This is a genomic window from Varibaculum massiliense (genome assembly GCF_900106855.1).
In the GTDB taxonomy this organism is placed as follows: Bacteria; Actinomycetota; Actinomycetes; order Actinomycetales; family Actinomycetaceae; genus Varibaculum; species Varibaculum massiliense.
This window is the reverse complement of sequence record NZ_FNWI01000004.1, coordinates 62187-83523: the sequence shown is the minus strand read 5'-3', so window position 1 is coordinate 83523 and position 21337 is coordinate 62187. Positions and strand designations below refer to the sequence as shown.

Below are 21337 nucleotides of genomic sequence, written 5' to 3'. Positions count from 1 at the left end.
ATTACAGTTCCAAGGGATCTACCTGGACTTTAAGGGAGTCCCATTTTTTACGGGAAGCTACCGCTTGGATCCGTTGTAATTCTTGACGCAACACTTCGCCTTTATCGAGTCGGCTACGCACTAGCAACTGGAACTGTTCGCCTATTTGGGATGGTCCAATCACTTGTGCATCCGCAAAGTCGGCAACCTCTTGGATTTTGCGTAGTGTCAGCTGATCAGCGCGGATAGTAGCTAAAACCGCAGTCGGGGGAATTCCTACTTCTGCTCGCTCCTGCAGTTCTTGACTTGCCCACTGGCTAAAGGCACGCTGTTTAAAAGTCAAAGCTAAACGCCGGCCCGGATCGCCACTGAGCATTACCCCGCCGCCGGGAGCTACTTTGGCAGCAGCATTAGCCCACCTACGCAAGGCTTCTTCGGCTGTCCAAATTTGATCTAGACTCAGCAGCATCCCGGTATCCAGTAGTAATGCGCCCGCATATCCCCCGTCAGCTACCGGTTCTTGCTCGGCGGTGGACACTACTAGTGCCGGCTCGGCGCTAATCCGCTGTAAGGGATTATCAGCATCACAATTAATCACCGGCATCTTAGGGAAAGCTGCCCCGAGTTCTTCGCTAATGCGGGTATTTCCGCGCGCTGCCGCCCTAGTTACTTGCCCACCGCAACGCGAACAACGGAACTGAAAATGATGCCCGCAACTGTTACAAATAAATTCTTCGCGCACCTGCTGCACCCTGCCGAAACATTGCGGGCAACGCAGTGGCGCTAAGCAATTGGCACAGCTCAAACCGAGGCGACCACCTTTGCGGGGAGACTGGATTAGTACCGGACCGTGTTCTAGGGCGTTATGCAAGAATTGTAGGGCGGTAGAAGATAGCCCCACTCTCCCGATAGTCGGGTCATCGCGATCTTCATATTCGGGGGTATAAATCTTCGGAAGTTGTACTTGATGTTTGCGAGGTGTTAGTTCGTGAGCCCAAGAGGACATTACCAGAGCTTGTGCCTGTGGTGATCGCGAAAAACTCCCTAAAATCAGCGAACATTTTTCATTTCCGGCACGTAACATCCCCACCTGCCGAACATGCCAATAAGGAGCGGATTTTTCTTGATAGCTTTCGGCTCCCTCATCCCAAATCAGTACTAAAGATACTTTCTTTAGGGGGGCAAAGACGGCTGAACGAGTTCCTACTACCAGGCGCGGCTGGTTAAAACGGCACTTCAAGAAGGAGCGATAACGTTCATTAGCTCCCAGCTCAAAGTGATATTCCAGGGCTGAGGGCGCACCTGCGGGAGCATTGTTTTTCCAGTAGGAACTGAAGTCTTTAGCTAACTGCCCGGTAGGAAACAGGCAGAGTACACTGCCTGGACCATTCAGGGAGGAGGCTACCAGCTGGGAAATTTGTCTAAAAGGAGCGGACTTATCGGGTTCGGGTAGCGCTGACCACACCACTTTACAGGCTTTTGCTTTCCCCAGTGATTCCAGAAGCTCTTTTCCGGAAAGGTAGTTGGCTATCAGCGGCTCCGCCTTGGCAAAAGAGGCGTTCAGCCCGGCTGTAACTTGTGGTTTGTTCTCAACTGGGGAATTTTCGCTTTCGGAGGCGAAAAATTCTTTTTCAATACCGGCGCGGCGAGGAGGAATCGCGTGGGTAAGAATCTGGGAAAGGTTACCGGCGTAGCGGGAGGCTACCTGGTCTGCGAGTTCAAAACTGGCGGCAGAAACTAAAGGATAGGGGCTGAGTACCCGGCTAATGGGGCGTAATCGTTTCTGAGTCGGCTGGCCCGGGCGAATAGTTTCTACCCACCCATGGGCGAGTTGATCCCCGATTTTTACACTTACCAGGCATCCGGGCTGGACTTTCTTAACTAAACGGACAGGAACCGTATAGTCTAAACCCCGGGCTAAATGAAACAAGGGAGTATCGGGAATAACCGTGGCAATAGGATCCTGATTTTCCCATTTTGCCAAGGGTTTTTCGGGAATAGCCAGAAGTTCTTGTTGCTGACCGCCTTCCGGCGCCTGCTGCTTGAGAGAACGAATTTTGGCTAGAGGGTCGGCGCCGCTCCAACGCGGCATTTGGTCATTCACGGTATTTGCTCACGAATCAGCGCCACTAGCTGGTTCGCCAACTGAGTTTTGTCCCCTGCGAACTGTCCTATCTGCCTGCCCTGTTGGTCTACTGCACAGACCTTCGTAGCTACATCCCCAAAACCAGCGCTCTCCCCCACTTGGTTAATAAAGATGATATCGGCACCTTTGCGGCGCGCTTTTTCCTGCCCTAACTGCAAAACCTGCTCCCAAGAGCCAGTTTCAGCAGCAAACCCAGCTACTAGCTGATCGGTACGTTTTTTACTGGCTAAATCCGCCAAAATATCTGCGGTGGGACGCAGCTGTAAAGAAAACTGGTTTTCACCTGGTATTTTCTTTATTTTCTGTGTCTGAAATTCGACTGGTTGATAGTCGGCTACTGCCGCCGCCATTACCGCTACCTGCATTGTTGGAAAATGTTCTAAAGCTGCCCGGTGCATCTGGGCGGCGGTAGCTGTGGGAATAACCGTGATGTCTGCCGGAAGAGACGCTAATAGCGAGGACTCGATATTAGCTGCTAACAAAGTTACTTTCGCCCCCTGGAGGGCGAACTGGCGGGCAATCTCTACTCCGAAGCGCCCAGAGGAACGATTTCCTAAGAAACGTACGGGATCGAGCGGTTCGCGGGTGCCTCCCGCGCTCACCAGGATTTTCTGGTTTTGCCAACTGCCAGAAGCAAAAACTCCCAACACCTCAGATAGGATGGTATCTTCGGATGCCATCCGACCTATTCCCTGGTCACCACTGGAAAGCGCGCCTTTAACCGGACCGATAAAGCGCACTCCCCTATCTTGCAAAGTTTGCACATTATCCCTGGTGGATGCATTTTGCCACATACTGGTATGCATCGCCGGTGCCACCAACAACGGACAGTTAGCCGCTAAAATCACGTTGGTGAGCATATCGTTGGCAATCCCGTGGGTGATTCGCGCTAAAAGATCGGCTGTTGCGGGAGCCACCACAATGGCGCTGGCATCGCGAGCCAGCTCGATATGCCCGACCCCGCTTTTGGGTTCATCTACCTGCGTATAAACCGGATGCCCCGAGAGTGCTTGCCAGGTAACCTCCCCCACCATTTTCAAGGAATCCGGGGTGGGAATCACCCATACATCAAAACCGGCTTTAACCAGGGCGCGCACCACGTTAGTAGTTTTATAGGCGGCGATTCCCGCACCTACTCCAACAATAACCCGGTGGCGCTCAGACATGATGAGTTAGTCCTTTTCCGACTCGTCATGCTCTTTCAGATTGAGGGCGTCTTGATCGATTTCCCGCAAAGCAATGCTTAAAGCCTTATCTTCCGGGTTGCAGTCAATCAGCGGGCCGGGAGTAGAAAACATTCCCTCCGCGATTTCCAGATTATAGGTGTTAATCTGCCGTGCCCGCTTGGCTGCGTAGACCACTAGGGCATATTTGGACTCTACCTTTTCCAATAGTTCATCTATTGGGGGGTTGGTAATTCCCTCGGGGCTAGCAACAGTACCCGACATATTGTCCTCTCATTTCTTAGCTAGCGGCTAAGTACCGCATCTTCACAAAAAGTTTACGCTATTCCCATTAAGGCGGCTAGTTCGCTAGCCGCCTGTTCCGGGTGATTATTTACTATCTGATACTCAAATTCTTTTGCCGCCGCCAGCTCCGTTTTCGCGGTTTCTAAACGGCGAGCAACCTCCGCCTCTCCCTCGGTACCTCTACCACGTAACCGTTCTTCAAGGGCGTGCTGGCTGGGGGGAAGCAAGAAAATGAAATGCGCATCCGGATGCGTGCGACGAATTTGGCGCGCACCCGCCAAGTCGATCTCTAAAATTACGTCTTCGCCCCGGCTAGAGTGGGCAGCTACTTCTGAACGTAAGGTGCCATAGCGTGCCTGTCCATGAACTTGCGCCCACTCCAAAAAGCCATCGGTGGCAAGTAGCTCGTCAAAGCGTGCTTCGCTTAGAAAATAGTAGTCTACGCCATCACGTTCCCCGGGGCGCGGGGCGCGAGTAGTAGCAGAAATCGCCACTTTTACCTGCGGATACATTTTTCGCAGGGCGTTAACTACCGTGCCTTTACCCACCCCGGAAGGGCCAGCCAATACAAATAAACGTGAGTTAGGCAAAGTTTTCACCTTTATTGCCAGTAGAAAATAACAGTATGGGACCCAATTTCTTAGGTCCCATACTGTATTTTATAGCTTTTCGGTTTTATTTAGCCGAAGCGACGAACCAGCTCGGCGCGCTGGTGCTCGCCCAGACCACGAATACGACGAGACTTGGCGATGCCAATCTCTTCCATTACCGCGGCGGCAGTGGTGGCGCCTACGCGAGGCAGCGCCTCTAGCAGAGCCTGAACCTTCATCTTGCCCAAGTACGGATCATCCTGAGCCTTCTTGATAACCTCAGACAGGGTCAGTTCCCGATTCTTCAGCTTAGCTTTGGTTTCCGCGCGAGCCTTACGGGCCTGAGCGGCTTTCTCCAGAGCCTGTGCACGCTGTTCGGGAGTTAAAGAAGGAAGTGCCATTTAGTATTTACCTCTTCACTAGATTACGGGTTAACAACACGAAAAAGATTAGTTGCTTTTTTCTATTTAAGCCAACCCATCAGCTAAGTTTCGCCAGTTCAGTTGCGAAAAATATCACTCATTTGCTCGGTTATTTGCCTTGCCGCGGCCTGTAAAGAAGGCACCTTTGGTCCGACAGAGGAGATTCCTCTCGAGGTTGACGCCAACACCCGAAAGGCACTTTTACCAAAAATTCTTTGTATATCCGCTGGTGTAGCCCCTTGGGCGCCGATTCCAGGCGATAAAACAGATCCCGAAAATGCAGAAAAATCTATTCCTAAATCATTCGCCGCATTTCCGGTGGTAGCTCCCACGACCAACCCAATATCTGCAATGTGACCTTCATCACTGCTAGCTTTATTTTCCTGTTCTGCCTGCGAAATTATGTTGGCTGCCACGCTTTTACCGCTGCCATCTAGAGCGTGCTGTACCTGAAATCCCTCCGGATTAGAGGTAAGCGCCAATACGTATATTCCCTTGCCATACTGCTTCGCTAACTCCAAGGCGGGACTGAGTGAACCAAACCCTAGGTAGGGAGAAAGCGTGATTGCATCCGCGGTCAGCGAGGAATCCGGATGCAAATACGCCTGCGCATAACCTGCCATCGTGGAACCGATATCTCCGCGCTTAACATCCAAAATGGTGAGCAGTCCCGCCTGCCGGCACGCCGCCAGCACTTCCTCTAGAACTTTGATCCCGCGAGATCCGAAGCGTTCAAAAAATGCCGATTGGGGCTTGACAACCGGTACCTGCCCAGCCATTGCTTCCACCAAAGTGAGGGAAAAAGTCCGTAGCCCCTGGATATCATCATCCAGTCCCCAAGCGGCCAGCTGTGAGGAGTGGGGGTCAATCCCTACACATACATTACCTAGTTGATCCATCGCCTGTGCCAGGCGCACACCGTAGCGATTCATAAACCCTTTAGCTCCTTCTTAAAACTGCAACTGTCCATCAAGAACCGTCAGCTTCCCCCGGTAGCAGGTGTGGCGTACCTGCCCCAGCAGTTCCTTCCCTGCAAAGGGGGTGTTATCGGAACGCGAAACTTGGCTCTCGCGGTTAACTATCCAAGAGGCATCGGGAGCTACGAAACAAAGATTAGCGGCTGAGCCGGCAGCGATCTCCTCACCTTGCCCCTTCGCTTTCCCGATTTTTGCCGGGGTAACCGACATTACTCGCGCCAGATCGCGCCAAGTCATTTTTCCGCTTTGCACCATAGTGGCGGCAACTACTGGCAGCGCAGTTTCCAGTCCGATCATCCCGAAAGCGCCGCACTCAAAATCACAGTCTTTGAGCCGGCGCGGATGGGGAGCATGATCCGTTCCCACCAGGTCAATGGTACCGTCCGCTAATCCCGCCTGCACTGCCTCTACATCTTTTTGCGAGCGCAGCGGAGGGTTTACTTTAAACAGCGGATCCCGCCCTCGTAGTTCTTCCTCGGTGAGGAACAGGTGATGGGGGGTAACTTCCGCGCTGATTCGCGCGCCTTGAGACTTACCCCAACGCACCAATTCCACCGCAGTCGCGCTAGATAGGTGACAGACGTGAACCCGCACGTCCAGGTAGAGGGAAAGCAAAATATCGCGAGCAATGATCATTTCTTCTGCAACTGTAGGCCAGCCTTTTAGCCCTAGTTCTTCCGCCAAGTAGGACTCATTCATTTGCGAGTCTGCGGTCAGGCGGGGCTCTTGGGAATGTTGGGCGATAACCCCGTCAAAATCGCGGACAATCTCTAGTGCCTGGCGCATCAGTAGCGGATCGAAAACACATTTACCATCGTCACTAAAAACGTTTACTGCTGCCCGCGATTCATGCATTCCCCGCAGATCAGAAAGCTCTTTACCTGCAAGATTCTTAGTGACTGCTCCCACCGGATGGACATCTACCCGACCGGCCTCGCGCCCTAAATCGAGAACTTGTTCCACGACCTGCGGGCAATCTTGGGTGGGGGTGGTATTCGCCATGGCGAAAACACAGGTGTATCCGCCTTTAGCGGCCGCTGCGGTGCCAGTGTCGACGGTTTCCGCATCGCATCCGCCGGGCTCGCGCAAATGAGTGTGCAGATCCACCAGTCCGGGCAGTGCCACTAGGTCACGGGCATCTACTTCCTGGACTCCGCTGCCCGCAGCTATCGGCAAGTTCGCGCCCACCTGGCGAATCTCTTCGTCCTCTACCCAAATATCGGCGCGTTGTTCGCCCAGTATATTTGCACCACGAAAAACGATTGCGCCCATGACCGCCTCCTAAAATCTGTGAGCAGTCGGCAGGCGAGGACGCGACCTTAAACTAGCGACCTTTGCTACTGCTCGCTTGAGTTATCTTCGCTGGAGCGCCCGATGGCGTCGAGCACTCCGTTAATAAAATCCGGAGATTCCGGCGTTGAAATCGCGCGGGCAGTACCCACGGCTTCGTCTACCGCAATCTTCCAGGGAACATCGTCATTGTAGAGGATTTCCCAGAGGGCGCAGCGCAAAATCGCCAGATCCGGTTTCGGCATCCGATCTAGCGCCCACGCCTGAGAATATTGGCTGAGCGTCATATCAATGTCAAAAAGATGCTCCGCCACTCCCTGGGCAATTTCCGCCGCATAGTCGGGCAAAGTAGTTTGCGCGGTACTTAAATGCTGCCGTGCCTCCACCAGTTCCCGCAAGTCCTCGGGATCTTGATCTAGACCTTTAACATTAGCTTCGTAAAGGGTATCAACTGCCCGCCGCCGCGCTTTAGTACGCCGCGAAAGCCGATTTTTGGACACTGCCGATTATTCCTTAACCCGAGATATGTAATCACCGCTGCGGGTATCGACCTTGATCTTTTCGCCCTCTTCCACAAACAGCGGAACCTGAACCTCGTACCCGGTTTCTACGGTTGCCGGTTTGGTACCCGCCGAGGAACGATTACCCTGCAGCCAAGGCTCCGTATGGGTAATCTGCATGATTACCGAGGCGGGCAGCTCCAGGAACAGTACCTGATCATCATGGAAAGCCACTACCGCGCGCTGGTTTTCAATCAGGAAATTCTTAGCGTCCCCTACGATTTCCGCGGTAATCATTACCTGTTCATAGGTGTCATCATCCATAAACACAAAATCGGTACCATCCTGATACAGATAGGTCATATCCCGGCGATCAACCGTAGCAGTATCCACTTTCACCCCGGCATTAAAGGTGCGATCGACAGTTTTACCGCTTAAAACATTCTTGATTTTGGTACGCACGAAAGCCGGACCTTTCCCCGGTTTTACATGCTGGAACTCCACTACCTGCCATAACTGGTTGTCAAGCTTTAGTACCAGACCGTTTTTCAAATCATTTGTTGTCGCCAACTTAAAACCCCCAAGTCAAAATAAATCGCTTCTACTTTACTTTAATCGGACGAAGCATGAAAATAAGTACCGGTGTACTGCGCTTTTGGTCACGGCTCTAGAGCGCGGGCAACTTTTTCAACCGCCTGCTCCAGCGATAAATCAGAAACCTCTAGCTCCAGCGGACTCAAAATCTGCCAACGCTGGCGTCGTTCTTGCCCCATTTGCCGCAGCCACGCCCTCGGCATCCCTAATCCTAACGAGCGGGGACGGTTGAGCCCGGCCCGGTCAGCCATAGTCGACAGGTCAATCACCAGTTCGATAATTTCTCTGCCAGGAAGTTTATCTAGTTGAATCCGGCTTTGCAGGTCATCTAACGCCCCGGACCCCATCGCTACGATAGTGTCCTCGGCGGGCATCTGATTTACGAGGGTGCCTACAACTTCCCTTTCTACCTGCCGATACCTGTTTTCACCCACACTAATCAGTGCAGTAGCGGGCGCTACCTGCAACTTGGCGGCTACCAGCTTATCCGTGTCTATAAGTTTCCAGCCTAGTTTTTTGGCTAGAGCAGCGGAAATAGTAGATTTTCCGCTACCGGGCAGTCCGATTAGGAAAACTTTCCTACCCAATTTCACCCTTCCCGCCGCTAGGGCTACTGGTATTGTCTGCGGCATCCGCGCCTTGATTTATGGCATTAAATGCACTTTGCAGCAGCTGGTAATCGCTAATGGGAACCACGCTAACCTGTCCGTCACCGGCAGTGAGTACCATCCGAATTATTCCCCCGCGTACTTTCTTATCCGAAGCCATAATTTTTACTAGCTGATCGAAAGCATATTTTGGGCAGGTAGTTGGCAACCCCAGGGCGGCGATTTGGCGGCGTTGATTTTCCATTTGCGAGGGCGAAAGCAGATCCATTTCCACTGCCACTTGGGCAGCAAAGACCATCCCGATTGCGACTGCTTCCCCATGTAGCACCTGGTAGCAGGAGGCTTTTTCGATGGCATGCGCCAGAGTGTGCCCATAGTTAAGGCATTCTCGCAATCCGCTTTCACGCAGGTCTTGGCTGACCACGGCGGCTTTTACTTGGATAGCGCGGCTGATTACTTCTTCTAATATCGCCGGGGAGGCAAGTAGATTTTCCGCGCTACACTCTGACAGCAGCTCTAGGATTTTTTGGTCAGCGATAAATCCACATTTGATGACTTCCGCCAAGCCGGCGCGCAGTTGCCGCGGGGGTAAAGTACGTAGATAATCGAGGTCGCAGATAACGGCGCTCGGCGGATAAAAAGACCCCACAAGGTTCTTGCCCAGGGAAGTGTTTATACCGGTTTTCCCGCCGACTGCTGCATCTACCATCGCCAGTAAAGAGGTAGGGACGTTAATTAGTTCGATCCCCCGCAGCCAAGTAGCGGCCACGAAGCCTCCCATATCAGTAGTAGCCCCGCCTCCTAAGGCTATTACTGCGTCCTCGCGGGAAAAATGGTTCTCCCCCAGGATTCGCCAGGCATCTTCCACTACCCTGATATTCTTGGCGGCTTCTCCATCAGGGTGCGGGAAAACTTTGACTACCTGACCGGTTTGGGTCAAAGATTGTGCCAACTGGCGAGCCGCTGATTCCAACGGTGCCGGGCAGATTAAGAACACTTTACGAGGGCGATCCTGCAGTTTATGAGCGATTCGGGAACTAAGACTGCCACCTACGATAACCTGGTAGCCACTACCGGAAGTCACCGGAATCTTCCGGATCTTATCTGAGGATTGTGCCGGCAAAGCAGCCAGGGATTTTAAATCATAGCAACGTACCGGTCGGGTTTCTTCCAGTTTCAAACCCCGAATTACCGCGTCGGCTACCTCGCCGAGGCTGCCATCTGCCGGTACGCTTAAAGTGGCTGCTGCCAGGTAACTTGCTCGTCGCTCTGCTTCTAATTGGGTGATTTTCTTACTGGGATTGTCACTTCCCTGCAAGAGGGGACGCATCGAATCCTGCCCTACTCTTGCCCCGGCTACCGCGGGGGAAACATCTAGGAAAACCACCTCTTTATCAGCGAGAGCTGCGGCAGTGTCGGAGCGGGTAATCGCCCCTCCCCCGAGGGCGATCACTGCGGTATCCCCGCGAAGCAGCCGGGAAATAACTTCGACTTCTAAATCTCTAAAATAGTCCTCGCCGTGAGCAGCAAATATCTCAGGGATGCTGATACCTGCCTGCCGGGAAATTTCTTGATCAGCATCGCTGAAAGTCCGTCCTAAACGTCCGGCGACTAACCGTCCTACCGAGGTTTTCCCGCTGCCGGGCAAGCCGATAAAAACTATTTGCTTTTTGTCACTCATAGCCTTGCCTCCACGCGCTTTTGGTAGGCCTGCAGATTTTCCCGCACCTGCGCCAGAGAATACCCGCCTACGTGTTCTAGAAGGGCATCAGCCAGTACCAACGCCACCTGCGCCTGGGCAATTACCGCCCCCGGTACCACCGCGCAGGTGTCGGAACGTTGGTGATTCGCCCGGCTTTCCTTCCCGTTCGCCAAATCAATGGTGCGCAGGGCGCGAGGTACGGTGGAAATTGGTTTAAATCCGCAGCTGACCCGGATTATCTGTCCGTTAGACATACCACCTTCAATCCCGCCGGCATGGTTAGAGGCGCGAACTATCTCGCCATTTTCTCCCCGGACAATTTCGTCATGAGCCACTGACCCCGCTGAAAGCGGCTGGGTGCCATCCCCAACTTTTACCGTTTTCACTGCCGGAATCGACATTAATGCGCCGGCCAGGCGCGCATCTAGGCGCCTATCTGCCGTCACATGACTACCTAGTCCTATCGGCACCCCATAAGCGGCAACTTCCACGCTGCCCCCGATAGTGTCTCCGTTCTTCTTCGCCGCATCGATTTGGGCAATCATTTGCTCACTAACTTTTTCATCCGGACAACACACCGGGTTTTCGGCCAGTTTTTGCTGCACGCTTAACGGAGGAATCGGGTGACCAGCTTTAAGGGCTGCCTTGCCGATTTGGGTGACATAAGAGATTAGTTCGATTCCGCTGGCTTGTTTTAAGAATTCATGGGCGAATGCCCCCAAACCTACCCGCATCGCAGTTTCGCGGGCGCTGGCGCGTTCTAATATCGGGCGCGCTTCCTCGTGGTCGTAGGCAAGCATTCCCGCCAGATCCGCGTGTCCGGGGCGAGGGCGGGTTAGCGGCTGGTTACGGGCAACCTCACGTTCATCGCCTTTACCGGCGTTAATTTTTAATGCCTCCGGATCTACCGGATCCGGGCTCATTACCGTTTCCCATTTTGGCCATTCGCTATTTTCGATGACCAGAGCTATCGGGGCTCCGGTAGTTTTCCCTCGAATCACTCCTCCCACCAGGTGGGCGCGATCCTGCTCAAACTTTTGTCGCGCCCCGCGTCCGTATCCAGCGCGTCGAGAAGCTAAATATTCCCCTACTTTGGCGGTGGTTATCTCCACCCCGGAGGGCATTCCCTCTAAAATCCCCACCAGCGCGCGTCCATGGGATTCTCCCGCGCTCATCCATTTCAACATGGCTTTATTGTGTCATGGAACCATGATTTGCGGTTTAGCGTTCCACTTCTAGGGAAAGCCCCGGTATCTGTTGTCTATCGTTTAACGGGGAACTAGCAGGAGTGCGAAATAGGTGGCGACTAAGAGCCACGGACCAAAAGCAAAGCGGGTACTGCCAGCGGCTTTTTTCCATATCACCAGGTACAGGGCCCAGCAACCAGCACCCACAACAGTAAAAATCCCCATTGCCAGCAGGCAATGCCAAGACGAACAAGTTGCTAAGCCTACTAGCAGAGGAGCTAGCCGCAAATCTCCAACTCCAATACCGTGACGAACAAACGTTCCTGGTAGTAGCAAAATAAAGGTTCCTAAAGCAACAATCAGGGAGTATGCGGGTTTTACCCACTGCCCGGTAATGAAACCAGCCAAAATTACTGCGATTATTACCAGCACCAAAAAGGCTGCTGTCATCGAGCGGGGCAGCCTTTGGGTACCCGCGTCTATTACCGTCAGTACCGTACCTAGGGTTAGTAGCGGAAACATTAGCAACAGATTTATGGATCCGAAACGCAGGGTTACTGCCGCGCACACTGCAAGTCCGGCAACTACCCCGATTACCCAGGGCTGATTCCAGAGAGCCCGTTGCCTACCTGCCAGGCGAAAGTATTTCTTTACCTTGGGCAAACCGTAGAGCAGGTTACCGATCCCGGCGAATAACAGTGCCGCTATACCCACTAGAACTTGCATATTCCCGCCTCTATTCCTTATTTATAGCTTCCCGCATTACTTCCAGATTCGGGGTGCGGGAGGTAAATAGTTTTACTTGCATCACTGCCTGGTGTAGCAACATTAACTTCCCGGAAATAACGCTACCTCCGACTGCTGTAACTTTTTGAACCAGCAGACTTGGCCAGGGGTCGTACACAATATCAAGCACGGTTTGACCAGCGTTAAAGCAGATAGTTTCATAGTAGTCATCGAGTACTTCCCGGGGAACAGTAGAAATAATCAAATCCGCATTTTCGATGGTTTCTCGGGCTTTATCGCTGGCTGCCAGCGGAATATATCCGGGATCAATCCCCAGCCGGGTAGCGGCTTGCACCGCGTTACCAGCACCTGTTACCCGCCGCGCCAGCAGATTAATCTGTCCTGCCCCGAGTTCCACTAAGGCTGCTAGCGCCGAGGACGCGGTGGCTCCGGATCCCACTATCACCGCTTTTCCCGGACTCCAGTCACGTCCTTTTACTTCTTTTATCGCCGTCACTATCCCATAAACATCGGTGTTGAACCCCGCGGTGATTCCCCCGGGGAACGGCATTACGGTATTTACCGCTCCTACTGCTTTCGCTAAACCATCAACTTGCGAAAGCAGAGGAATAATCACCTGTTTTAAAGGCATAGTTACCGATAGTCCCACCAGTTCCTCTGACCAGTTGGCCAAAAAGGAGCCTATCGTTTCCTTGGTGACCTCTATCCGTCGATAGTCAACATCAAGCCCTAAATCCCGATAGGCTGCCAAATGTAGAGCTGGAGAAAGGGAATGAGCAACCGGTGAACCGATTACTGCTGCCCAGGGCTTTAGCGTTTGCATTTGCCCTGGTTCTGCTGGCACCACTGCTTGAGTTCTTCCACGTTCTTAGTCTGCTCCTCTAAAGTAAGGGCAAACTTGGTTTCCCCGCTATCCAGGTTAACCGTGGTGAAGTAAAGCCATTTCCCATCTGCCGGTTTCACCACCGCTTTTAAGGCTGTCTCTCCTACTGTCCCAATCGCGGTAGGTGGCAGCCCCTTATGTTTATAAGTGTTGTAGGGGGTGTCAGTTTCTAAATCTTCGGAACTGGGAATCCCGCCTGAGCGTCCCAGTCCATAAACCACGGTGGAATCCATCTGTAAATAGCCGTGGGTCTCACTGTTATCTTGCAAACGGTTCTCAATCACCCGTGCTACCTGCGGATAATATTTTTCCACATTGACTTCTTTTTCCAGAATCGAAGCCTTAATGATCACCGTAGCGCGTTGGTCAGCCGCCACCCCGGCATCATCCAGGCGCTTAATTTGGGTATCTACCATGGTTTTCACCAGGTCGTTAGCACTTTGATTGGTGGCTACCGTATAGGTGTCGGGGGCTAGCCATCCCTCAAAAGACTCCTCACTTTGACCGGGAATCCCATAATCTGCCGGGTCAGCAAAGGCTTCCGCCACCTGATCGGCGCTAAAGCCAATAGTTTCTTGGAAACGAGTCTTAATCTGTTTGACTGTAAACCCGGGGGGAATAGTTACTTTAATATCTGCTTTCGATGCCGGATCTAGCAGCATCGCTAGGGCTTCTCGCGCAGACATCCGCTTATGTAGCCTGAAGCGTCCCGCCTGCACTCCTTGCGCTAAGGAGTTCTTCTTGAAAATACCGGCAAACACTTCGGCATCTGCAATTACTCCTTTTTCTTGGAGGATTACGCCAATTGCTTTGCCCGAAGCGCCCTCGGGAATTTCAATAATTACTTCCCCGGAGCCTTTGCCTTCATAGTCCTTGCCACCAGAGAAAATAGTACTGATACCCCCAAGTTCGCGGGTAGCTATTACTGCGGCTCCGGTGATTAACCCAATTACCACCAAAATAACAATCGCGGCGATAGTACGTTTCTTCCGCCGAGCTTTACGCCGGGCAGCGCGCCCGGAGGCCGAGGCAGCAGGGGAATCAGTCTGTGGGGCATCCTCTTCCCAATAGTTATCGAGGCTGGCCGACTCGTCTCTGGGCGCAGGACTGTTACCCCCCGCTTTATCGGCGCGACGGGAGGGAAAATGCCGCGTTGGAGGGTTAGGGTTAGGCTCCCGGCTCATCAGGCTTCCTCGCTTTCAGGTCCGCTGCCCAGTGGCACTCCGGGAATCTTCCCGGTTTGCCTCTCTGTTTCCAGTGCTTGCTCCAGTATCAATACCGCAGCCTGTTGGTCTACGACGTTCTTGTGTTGCCGTCCCCCGAGTCCGGCGGAACGCAACTGTCGATGAGCGCTGACGCTGGTAAGACGCTCATCTACAAGTCTTATATTACAAGTTGGTAACAGCTGTTCCAACTCAGCACCCCAAGAACGCACGTCCGCAGCGTTTTTACCTTCTTTACCGCTGAGCAAACGCGGCAAACCAATGATAATCTCCCTAGCATCATACTCGGCTGCCAATTCCACAATCCGGAAGAGTTCTTGCCCTCCCTCGCGGTAAACGGTTTCCAACGGGAAGGCTAAAGTTCCCGCGGCATCAGAGCGAGCCACTCCAATCCGGTGAGTACCTAGGTCGATACTAAGGCGTACCCCGGGACGCATTATTTCTTGGCTATCTCACTGGCGATGGTTTCCAAGGCAGCGGCGAGTTTACTCGCATCTTTACCCCCGCCTTGTGCGAGATCCGGGCGGCCTCCCCCGCCGCCTCCCATAATCTGTGCCGCGATTTTCACCAGTTCACCAGCCTTTATTCCCTGGTCCCGAGCTTGCTGGGTGGTAGCTACGATTACCTGCGGGCGATTCTTAGAAACGCCACCTACGCTAACCACAGCAGCGGTATCCTCTAGCCGTTGCCGTAAAGACTGTGCCAGGGTACGCAGGGCTTCTGCAGAGACTTCCCCGGCATTGAAGGTAACCACCCGCGCTCCCCGAATCTCTTTAGCCGAGGCAGCGATTTCTCCGATTCGTGAAAGCAATGATTGTTCCTGCAGTTTTGCTAGCTGCTTTTGAGCCTGCTTCAAACGCATCAAAGCATCATCAATCCGAGCCGGAATTTCTTCTGGTTTAGTTCCCATAATGGAAGCTACCTGAGAGACCAGAGCGTGCTCTTTAGCTTGGAATTTATTGGCTTCATCAGCTACCAAGGCTTCAATTCGACGTACTCCGGAACCGATAGAGTTTTCCCCCATCAGCACTACCTGTCCCAGGTATCCGGTAGTAGGCGTATGGGTACCGCCGCAAAACTCTCGATCCCAGCCGTCACCAATATCTACTACCCGCACTATGGAGCCATACTTTTCGCCAAACAAAGCGGTAGCACCAGACTTTTTGGCCTCTTCAATCGGCATAACCTCGGTGTTCACTTCCAAGTTATCCCGCAAACGGTCATTGATTCGATCCGAAATCGCCCTCATTTGTTCCCCGCTCAAAGCGCGGGTGTGGTGGAAGTCGAAACGCAAGCGGTTCTCATTGTTTTCTGAGCCGGCCTGGGTAGCCTGCGCTCCCAAGTTTTCTTGCAGGGCTTTATGCAATATATGGGTAGCGGTGTGGGCGCGGGCAATGGCTTTCCGGCGGGCGGTATCAATTGCCGCCACTACCTCGTCACCTACCGTCAGTTGTCCCTGTTCCAAGGTTCCGCGGTGTACCCGCAGCCCGGCGACTGGGCTTTGCACATCCTTGACTTTAAACTTTGCACCCTGGAAGGAGCGGATTACGCCGTGGTCAGCCAGTTGCCCGCCCATTTCCGCATAAAAAGGTGTGGTATCTAGAACGACTTCCACATTGCTGCCTGCCGAAGCGGTGGGGACTGCCTGGCCATCAGCTAGTAGTCCGATGACTTTCGCGTTGCAGCTGTCTTCGGTGTAGCCCACGAATTCGACTTCGTGTCCTAGTTCGGCCTCTAGCTCGTGATAGATACGGGCATCTACGTGCCCGGTCTTCTTGGCACGGGCATCTTCGCGAGCGCGGTTCTTTTGTTCCTGCATTAACTGAGTGAATTTTTCGCGATCAACCTGAATACCGTGTTCCTCAGCCATCTCGATAGTGAGGTCAATCGGGAATCCGTAGGTGTCGTGCAAGGTGAAGGCATCTTTACCCGATAGCTGGCTTTCGTGGCGTTTCTTAACCTGAGCCACTGCCTGGTCAAAAATTAGAGTTCCCGATTCCAGAGTGCGCCTAAAGGCGTCCTCTTCCTCGTAAGCTACGGTCGAAATGGTTTGCCAATCCTTGTCCAGTTCCGGATAGGAAGTGGCCATCACCTGCTTTGAGACCGGAAGTAAATCTGGGAATACCGGCTTGGTTACTCCCAGTAGCCGCATAGCGCGTACTACCCGGCGAATCAGGCGGCGCAACACATATCCGCGCCCGTCGTTTCCGGGACGCACTCCGTCCCCAATCAGCATTAGGGCGCTACGTACGTGATCCGCGACTACCCGCATTCGAATATCATTAGGGTCTTTCGAAGTTTTACCTTGGGTGTACTGTTTTCCGGAAAGTTCCTGGGCTTTTTCAATTACCGGGAATACCTGGTCAATCTCGTACATGTTGTCCTTGCCTTGCAGCAAGAACGCTAGTCGTTCCAGTCCCAACCCGGTATCGATGCATTTCTTATCCAGCTCGCCGAGCAGCGGATAGTCTTTACCGACTCCTTCTCCCCGCAAGTACTGGTCAAAAACCAGATTCCATAGCTCCAGGTAGCGATCCCCGCCGGTATCTACTTCCGGACCACCCTCCGGGCCATAAGCGCTACCGCGATCAAAATGAATTTCAGCGCAAGGGCCGGCCGGCCCTGGCTGTCCGGTGTCCCAAAAGATTTCTTCGCGTGGCAGCTTTTGCAGATGCAAGGGATCGAGACCGATTTGGTTTAGCCATACGTCCTCGGCCTCGTCATCCTTTTCCCAAATGGTTACCCATAGTTTGTCCCCGTCCAGGCCGTATTTGCCTTCTTCCACGGAGCCGGTGAGCAAATCCCAAGCCATTTTGGAGGCACCCTGTTTGAAATAGTCACCGAAACTAAAGTTTCCACACATTTGGAAGAAAGTGCCGTGCCTAGTGGTTTTACCGACCTCTTCAATATCGTTAGTGCGGATGCACTTTTGTACGCTGGCAGCACGCGGCCAAGGCGCCGGTTCGGTACCTACGATATAGGGAATGAACGGCACCATTCCCGCAATCGTGAACAGAATCGACTTATCGGGAGACACCAGCGGAACCGAAGGTGCCAGGTGGTGTCCCTGCTTCGCAAAATAGTCAAGCCAACGGGAACGAATCTCAGAAGTTTGCATTATGCCTCTAAATCTTTATGCGGAGGAGCTACCTCCTGGTGGAAAAGCGATTAACTTAAGGGGGTGGTTTCGGGCATTAAAGCCGCGCGTAGCTGTCTTTCTCTATTTTCAAAGTCCTCTTGGAACCCTTGGTAAGCGGTTTGCATCCGCTCACGCACCGGCGGAATCGACCAGGCGATAGCGCCCACTACGGCTACAGCAAGCCCCAGTTTCACCAATTTCTTCATGGTTATTGACCTTTCCGGTTAAACATTTTGCGAGCCGCATAAGAGAAGGCCGAGAGTTTGATTAGCGGACCGGCGAAGGTAGAAGAAACCAGGGTGGAAACCGCAGAGACATCTTGCGCGACTTGGGCAGCCGAAGTAGTAACCGCATCTACCCGCACCAACTGGGCGTTCGCATCCCGGACTGTTTGGGAAACTTCTTTGACGGTATCTCCGGTGTCGGAGGCAACCTGTTCGATCGAGTCCTGTAGTTGGTCAAAAACTTTCCCTAGTTTCCATAGTGGTATTGCCAGGAACAGTACCAGCAGCAAAAAAGCTATTGCGGCGATTAATGAAGCTATCTCACCAACGCTCATAATTCTTCCTTCCCTAAGAAATGCTTATATCGCTGAATTTTACCCTACTGCGTCCGAAGCCCCGAACCGAGGTAGATATGACTGATGCCCCCCGAAAAATCAGGAGGCATCAGACAAAAAGTTTTTACGACTAACGCGAGTAGTGCTCAACCACCATCTGCAAATCGCAGACTACCGGGATTTCATCGCGCTCGGGCAGACGCACGTAGGTGGCCTGCAGCTGTTCCAGATTCACATCCAAATATGGGGGCACATCCGGGAGTACATCACGGTGAGAGCCCGCAGCCGCCACAATAAAGGGGTCCTTGGTCTGGGACTTGGGGCAAATCTGGATAACCTGACCCGGCTTTACCCGGTAAGAGGGACGATCAACCGGTTTGCCATCTACCAGCACGTGACGGTGAACTACCGTTTGGCGAGCCTGCGGCATAGAGCGCGCAAAACCAGAGCGCAATACCAGGGCATCTAGACGCGACTCCAGCAGCACAATCAGGTTGTCACCGGTCATTCCTTTAATCCGCCGTGCCTCTTCGAATAGGCGGTGCATCTGAGCCTCGCGGATATTGTACTGGGCACGCAGACGCTGCTTTTCCTTTAGACGGATAGCATAGTCAGATTCGCTGCGGCGGCGAGCCCGCCCATGCTCACCGGGACCGTAGGGGCGGCGGTCAAAGTAACGCTGTGCCTTGGGGGTTAACGCGATTCCCAAAGCGCGAGATAGACGAACCTGTTTGCGCGAACGCTTATTTCCCATTTATTTTTCTCCTGTATGTGTTCTTCAATTTGCATTTCACCGGTCATGCCGGTGGGGTCACCACGCGGGCTAAGACCCCAGGGTTGCTTTAAAACAACAGGTTTTAGACTAACCTATTTTTGTTCGCCTTTGCCATTGGACAAGATGCCACGAATAGTTTGCAGCCGTTTTGAAACCAGCTGTTCGTATCCATTATCGGTGGGATGGTAGTACTGAGTTCCAACTAAAGCTGCAGGTAGATAAGTTTGTTTTACAATGTGGTGCGGAAAGTCATGCGCATATTTATATCCGGACACTCCCAGCTTCTCGGCTCCAGGGTAATGAGAATCACGCAGCGGGGTGGGTACCGGGTCGCTTTTCCCGGCGCGAACATCTTTGATGGCGGCTTCGATTCCCAAATAGGAGGCATTGGACTTCGGGGCGGTAGCTACTGCCACCGCGGCCTGAGCCAAAATAATCCGTCCCTCGGGCATTCCAACCATTTGCACTGCCTGCGCGGCGGACACAGCGATTTGTAACGCAGTCGGGTCAGCCATCCCCACGTCTTCGCTGGCACAAATCATGATGCGGCGGGCAATAAACCGGGGGTCTTCTCCCCCTTCGATCATGCGCGCCAAATAATGCAAGGTGGCATCGACATCGGAGCCGCGCATAGATTTAATAAACGCACTAATCACGTCATAGTGGTCATCGCGATCATATTTTACGATCGCGGTATCGGCGGCGCGGGCAATGTCGGAAGTTGTAAGAGCGCTACGTCCGGCAGCTAGCGTCCCCTCAGCAGCGGCCTCTAGTAGGGTAAGCGCTTTGCGCGCATCGGCTCCCCCTAAATCCGCGAGACGGGTAAGAGTGTCCTCGTCGGCTGTGACTTTGCCTTTCAGCCCCCGCTCATCGGCGAGGGCGCGCCGCAATACTTCTTTCACATCCTCACTATTTAGCGGGTTCAAAGTAAGCAGCAAAGAGCGCGACAACAGCGGGGAAACTACTGAGAAGGAGGGGTTCTCGGTAGTGGCCGCCACCAAAATCACCCACGAGTTTTCCACTGCCGGCAGCAGGGCATCTTGCTGAGACTTAGAGAAGCGATGCACCTCGTCAACAAAAAGCACAGTTTGTTTGCCGGTGGTGCGCAGTTGCTCGCGAGCCTCTTTAATAACTGCCCTAACTTCTTTAACCCCAGCCGAAACCGCGCTGACCTCCACGAAATTTCGCTTTGAGGCAGTGGCTACCAGATAGGCAAGGGTAGTTTTTCCCGTGCCCGGCGGCCCCCAAAAAATAATGGAACTCACTGCCCCCGCGCTACCTTGAGGCTCTAAAAGCCGCCGCAGAGGCGAGCCCGGCTCCAGCAAATGTGACTGCCCCACTACCTCCTCGATACGGAGCGGTCGCATCCGCACCGCCAAAGGTGCGGAGTCGGAGAATGTGGGAATCCCCTGTTCGTTGAGCGCGGCTTGCTGGAAAAGATCCACTAGAGCATTACATCCGAAAGATCGCCGGCGCCCTGGCGTACTACCTGGGGAACTTCTCCGGTGAGATCAATAACCGTGGTGGGTCGGGCTTCTTCTACCGGCCCTTCAATTACCGCATCTAGCAGGTAACCAATTTCGTCGCGGATTTCCCAGCCGTTAGCTTCCGGTACGTCCTTATCCGGCAAAATCAAAGTAGAAGACATTAGGGGCTCCCCCAATTCTTCTACCAGCGCCAAAGTGGTTACATGGTTAGGAATCCGCGCCCCCACGGTCTTTTTCTTAGGGTTGACCATAATCCGCGGCACCGCTTTGTCACCTTTCATAATGAAGGTATAAGGCCCAGGGGTGAGCCGATTTATCAGCTTAAACGCCGAATTATCGACGATTACCAGTTTCCCTAGTTGCTTGAAATCATGGCAAATCAGGGTGAAGTTGTGGGTTTTGGGCAGTTTGCGGATAGTTTGTATCCGCTCTAACCCTGCTTTGTTTCCAAGTTTGCAGCCCAGGGCATAACCGGAATCGGTGGGATAGGCGATTACGCCCCCGTCCCGAATAATGTCAGCGGCTTTCGTGATTAGGCGTGCTTGCGGATTTACTGGGTGAATATCTATGTAGGCAACCATGTATCCCAGTCTAGCAACCTTAGAAAAATCGGCTGCCCCTCCTCGCTTTTTAGATTGGCAAAATGACGCTTTGCCTTTCGATTGGAGGGCGGATTTGGGTATTATTGACCCGGATCAGTCGGCCGGGCGGCCGCGGCTAGCGATAGTCGAGGAAAGTCCGGGCTCCACAGGACAGGATGATGGCTAACAGCCACCCGGGGCGACCCGCGGGCTAGTGCCGCAGAAAATAAACCGCCACGCGCTCGCGTTGGTAAGGGTGAAAAGGCGGTGTAAGAGACCACCAGTGGTCAAGGTGACTTGACCAGCTAGGTAAACCCCATCCGGAGCAAGACCAAGCAGCAAGTTGGGTGGTCCGCCTTTAGCTTGCGGGTAGGTTGCTGCAGGCGTGCGGTAACGTACGTCGTAGATAGATGGTCGCCGCTGGCTTCGCCAGTACAGAACCCGGCTTATAGGCCGGCTGATCTTCCTAAACTTCTTTA

The 21337-nt window shown here is 53.2% G+C and carries 22 protein-coding genes and 1 other RNA gene; 1 reads left to right on the top strand and 22 read right to left on the bottom strand.

What is annotated here, in order from left to right; translation table 11 throughout:
* Nucleotide 1: 1 nt before the first annotated feature.
* The 22 genes from BQ5456_RS00420 to BQ5456_RS00320 all read right to left on the bottom strand — a co-directional run bounded on the left by BQ5456_RS00420 (nucleotide 2) and on the right by BQ5456_RS00320 (nucleotide 20858).
* Nucleotides 2-2083 (bottom strand): primosomal protein N' family DNA-binding protein, encoded by a 2082-nt coding sequence (locus BQ5456_RS00420; RefSeq protein WP_071128265.1) that lies wholly within the window; start codon nucleotides 2081-2083, stop codon nucleotides 2-4.
* Nucleotides 2080-3291, bottom strand: a complete 1212-nt coding sequence (gene coaBC, locus BQ5456_RS00415; protein ID WP_071128264.1) for a bifunctional phosphopantothenoylcysteine decarboxylase/phosphopantothenate--cysteine ligase CoaBC — start codon at nucleotides 3289-3291, stop codon at nucleotides 2080-2082. The genes BQ5456_RS00420 and coaBC overlap by 4 nt, the downstream gene beginning before the upstream one ends.
* Nucleotides 3292-3297: 6 nt before the next feature.
* Entirely contained in the window at nucleotides 3298-3573 is a 276-nt protein-coding gene (gene rpoZ / locus BQ5456_RS00410) for a DNA-directed RNA polymerase subunit omega (protein ID WP_071128263.1), read from the bottom strand.
* Between the two features lie 53 nt (nucleotides 3574-3626).
* On the bottom strand, nucleotides 3627-4184 hold the full coding sequence (gmk, locus tag BQ5456_RS00405; protein ID WP_071129842.1) for a guanylate kinase: 558 nt from the start codon (nucleotides 4182-4184) through the stop codon (nucleotides 3627-3629).
* Between the two features lie 89 nt (nucleotides 4185-4273).
* Entirely contained in the window at nucleotides 4274-4585 is a 312-nt protein-coding gene (gene mihF / locus BQ5456_RS00400; protein WP_071128262.1) for an integration host factor, actinobacterial type, read from the bottom strand.
* A 98-nt stretch (nucleotides 4586-4683) separates the two neighbouring features.
* The gene (gene pyrF, locus BQ5456_RS00395; RefSeq protein WP_071128261.1) at nucleotides 4684-5538 is read right to left on the bottom strand and encodes an orotidine-5'-phosphate decarboxylase; all 855 of its coding nucleotides are present in this window, start codon (nucleotides 5536-5538) and stop codon (nucleotides 4684-4686) included.
* Nucleotides 5539-5556: 18 nt separating this feature from the next.
* Nucleotides 5557-6855 carry a dihydroorotase gene (locus BQ5456_RS00390; RefSeq protein WP_071128260.1) on the bottom strand — a complete coding sequence of 433 codons (1299 nt, stop codon included), beginning with the start codon at nucleotides 6853-6855 and terminating at the stop codon, nucleotides 5557-5559.
* 65 nt (nucleotides 6856-6920) lie between these two features.
* On the bottom strand, nucleotides 6921-7373 hold the full coding sequence (nusB, locus tag BQ5456_RS00385) for a transcription antitermination factor NusB (protein WP_071128259.1): 453 nt from the start codon (nucleotides 7371-7373) through the stop codon (nucleotides 6921-6923).
* 6 nt (nucleotides 7374-7379) lie between these two features.
* Complete coding sequence (gene efp, locus BQ5456_RS00380) at nucleotides 7380-7943, bottom strand: elongation factor P (protein ID WP_071128258.1); 564 nt, start codon at nucleotides 7941-7943, stop codon at nucleotides 7380-7382.
* An 89-nt stretch (nucleotides 7944-8032) separates the two neighbouring features.
* A complete protein-coding gene (locus BQ5456_RS00375; RefSeq protein ID WP_159428741.1) occupies nucleotides 8033-8554 on the bottom strand; it encodes a shikimate kinase in 522 nt (173 codons plus the stop codon).
* Nucleotides 8547-10256: a 3-dehydroquinate synthase gene (gene aroB, locus BQ5456_RS00370; protein WP_071128256.1), complete on the bottom strand. Its 1710-nt coding sequence runs from the start codon at nucleotides 10254-10256 to the stop codon at nucleotides 8547-8549. The genes BQ5456_RS00375 and aroB overlap by 8 nt, the downstream gene beginning before the upstream one ends.
* Nucleotides 10253-11464, bottom strand: a complete 1212-nt coding sequence (aroC, locus tag BQ5456_RS00365; protein ID WP_071128255.1) for a chorismate synthase — start codon at nucleotides 11462-11464, stop codon at nucleotides 10253-10255. Before aroC ends, aroB begins: the two co-directional genes overlap by 4 nt.
* 81 nt (nucleotides 11465-11545) lie before the next feature.
* Nucleotides 11546-12190 carry a prepilin peptidase gene (locus tag BQ5456_RS00360; RefSeq protein WP_071128254.1) on the bottom strand — a complete coding sequence of 215 codons (645 nt, stop codon included), beginning with the start codon at nucleotides 12188-12190 and terminating at the stop codon, nucleotides 11546-11548.
* 10 nt (nucleotides 12191-12200) lie between these two features.
* On the bottom strand, nucleotides 12201-13034 hold the full coding sequence (locus BQ5456_RS00355; protein WP_071128253.1) for a shikimate dehydrogenase: 834 nt from the start codon (nucleotides 13032-13034) through the stop codon (nucleotides 12201-12203).
* Nucleotides 13022-14278: an endolytic transglycosylase MltG gene (gene mltG, locus BQ5456_RS00350; protein ID WP_083378275.1), complete on the bottom strand. Its 1257-nt coding sequence runs from the start codon at nucleotides 14276-14278 to the stop codon at nucleotides 13022-13024. Before mltG ends, BQ5456_RS00355 begins: the two co-directional genes overlap by 13 nt.
* The gene (ruvX, locus tag BQ5456_RS00345; protein WP_071128252.1) at nucleotides 14278-14754 is read right to left on the bottom strand and encodes a Holliday junction resolvase RuvX; all 477 of its coding nucleotides are present in this window, start codon (nucleotides 14752-14754) and stop codon (nucleotides 14278-14280) included. Before ruvX ends, mltG begins: the two co-directional genes overlap by 1 nt.
* A complete protein-coding gene (alaS, locus tag BQ5456_RS00340; protein ID WP_071128251.1) occupies nucleotides 14754-17435 on the bottom strand; it encodes an alanine--tRNA ligase in 2682 nt (893 codons plus the stop codon). Before alaS ends, ruvX begins: the two co-directional genes overlap by 1 nt.
* A 50-nt stretch (nucleotides 17436-17485) precedes the next feature.
* On the bottom strand, nucleotides 17486-17662 hold the full coding sequence (locus tag BQ5456_RS10360; RefSeq protein WP_159428740.1) for a hypothetical protein: 177 nt from the start codon (nucleotides 17660-17662) through the stop codon (nucleotides 17486-17488).
* 2 nt (nucleotides 17663-17664) lie between these two features.
* Entirely contained in the window at nucleotides 17665-18015 is a 351-nt protein-coding gene (locus tag BQ5456_RS00335) for a DUF948 domain-containing protein (RefSeq protein ID WP_071128250.1), read from the bottom strand.
* A gap of 130 nt (nucleotides 18016-18145) precedes the next feature.
* Nucleotides 18146-18769: a 30S ribosomal protein S4 gene (gene rpsD, locus BQ5456_RS00330; RefSeq protein WP_071128249.1), complete on the bottom strand. Its 624-nt coding sequence runs from the start codon at nucleotides 18767-18769 to the stop codon at nucleotides 18146-18148.
* Nucleotides 18770-18882: 113 nt separating this feature from the next.
* Entirely contained in the window at nucleotides 18883-20235 is a 1353-nt protein-coding gene (locus BQ5456_RS00325) for a replication-associated recombination protein A (protein WP_071128248.1), read from the bottom strand.
* Complete coding sequence (locus BQ5456_RS00320; RefSeq protein ID WP_071128247.1) at nucleotides 20235-20858, bottom strand: L-threonylcarbamoyladenylate synthase; 624 nt, start codon at nucleotides 20856-20858, stop codon at nucleotides 20235-20237. Before BQ5456_RS00320 ends, BQ5456_RS00325 begins: the two co-directional genes overlap by 1 nt.
* Before the next feature lie 114 nt (nucleotides 20859-20972).
* Here BQ5456_RS00320 and rnpB point away from each other — a divergent pair.
* Nucleotides 20973-21323, top strand: an RNA gene (gene rnpB / locus BQ5456_RS00315) — RNase P RNA component class A.
* Nucleotides 21324-21337 lie beyond the last annotated feature (14 nt).

What these genes read in the sequence shown, in the direction of transcription:
- aroC (WP_071128255.1), bottom strand. Translation starts at nt 11,464, where the DNA reads ATGTTGAAATGGATGAGCGCGGGAGAATCCCATGGACGCGCGCTGGTG.
- BQ5456_RS00355 (WP_071128253.1), bottom strand. Translation starts at nt 13,034, where the DNA reads ATGCAAACGCTAAAGCCCTGGGCAGCAGTAATCGGTTCACCGGTTGCT.
- aroB (WP_071128256.1), bottom strand. Translation starts at nt 10,256, where the DNA reads ATGAGTGACAAAAAGCAAATAGTTTTTATCGGCTTGCCCGGCAGCGGG.
- alaS (WP_071128251.1), bottom strand. Translation starts at nt 17,435, where the DNA reads ATGCAAACTTCTGAGATTCGTTCCCGTTGGCTTGACTATTTTGCGAAG.
- mihF (WP_071128262.1), bottom strand. Translation starts at nt 4,585, where the DNA reads ATGGCACTTCCTTCTTTAACTCCCGAACAGCGTGCACAGGCTCTGGAG.
- mltG (WP_083378275.1), bottom strand. Translation starts at nt 14,278, where the DNA reads ATGAGCCGGGAGCCTAACCCTAACCCTCCAACGCGGCATTTTCCCTCC.
- pyrF (WP_071128261.1), bottom strand. Translation starts at nt 5,538, where the DNA reads ATGAATCGCTACGGTGTGCGCCTGGCACAGGCGATGGATCAACTAGGT.
- BQ5456_RS00390 (WP_071128260.1), bottom strand. Translation starts at nt 6,855, where the DNA reads ATGGGCGCAATCGTTTTTCGTGGTGCAAATATACTGGGCGAACAACGC.
- BQ5456_RS10360 (WP_159428740.1), bottom strand. Translation starts at nt 17,662, where the DNA reads ATGAAGAAATTGGTGAAACTGGGGCTTGCTGTAGCCGTAGTGGGCGCT.
- ruvX (WP_071128252.1), bottom strand. Translation starts at nt 14,754, where the DNA reads ATGCGTCCCGGGGTACGCCTTAGTATCGACCTAGGTACTCACCGGATT.
- rpsD (WP_071128249.1), bottom strand. Translation starts at nt 18,769, where the DNA reads ATGGGAAATAAGCGTTCGCGCAAACAGGTTCGTCTATCTCGCGCTTTG.
- BQ5456_RS00360 (WP_071128254.1), bottom strand. Translation starts at nt 12,190, where the DNA reads ATGCAAGTTCTAGTGGGTATAGCGGCACTGTTATTCGCCGGGATCGGT.
- coaBC (WP_071128264.1), bottom strand. Translation starts at nt 3,291, where the DNA reads ATGTCTGAGCGCCACCGGGTTATTGTTGGAGTAGGTGCGGGAATCGCC.
- BQ5456_RS00320 (WP_071128247.1), bottom strand. Translation starts at nt 20,858, where the DNA reads ATGGTTGCCTACATAGATATTCACCCAGTAAATCCGCAAGCACGCCTA.
- rpoZ (WP_071128263.1), bottom strand. Translation starts at nt 3,573, where the DNA reads ATGTCGGGTACTGTTGCTAGCCCCGAGGGAATTACCAACCCCCCAATA.
- BQ5456_RS00335 (WP_071128250.1), bottom strand. Translation starts at nt 18,015, where the DNA reads ATGAGCGTTGGTGAGATAGCTTCATTAATCGCCGCAATAGCTTTTTTG.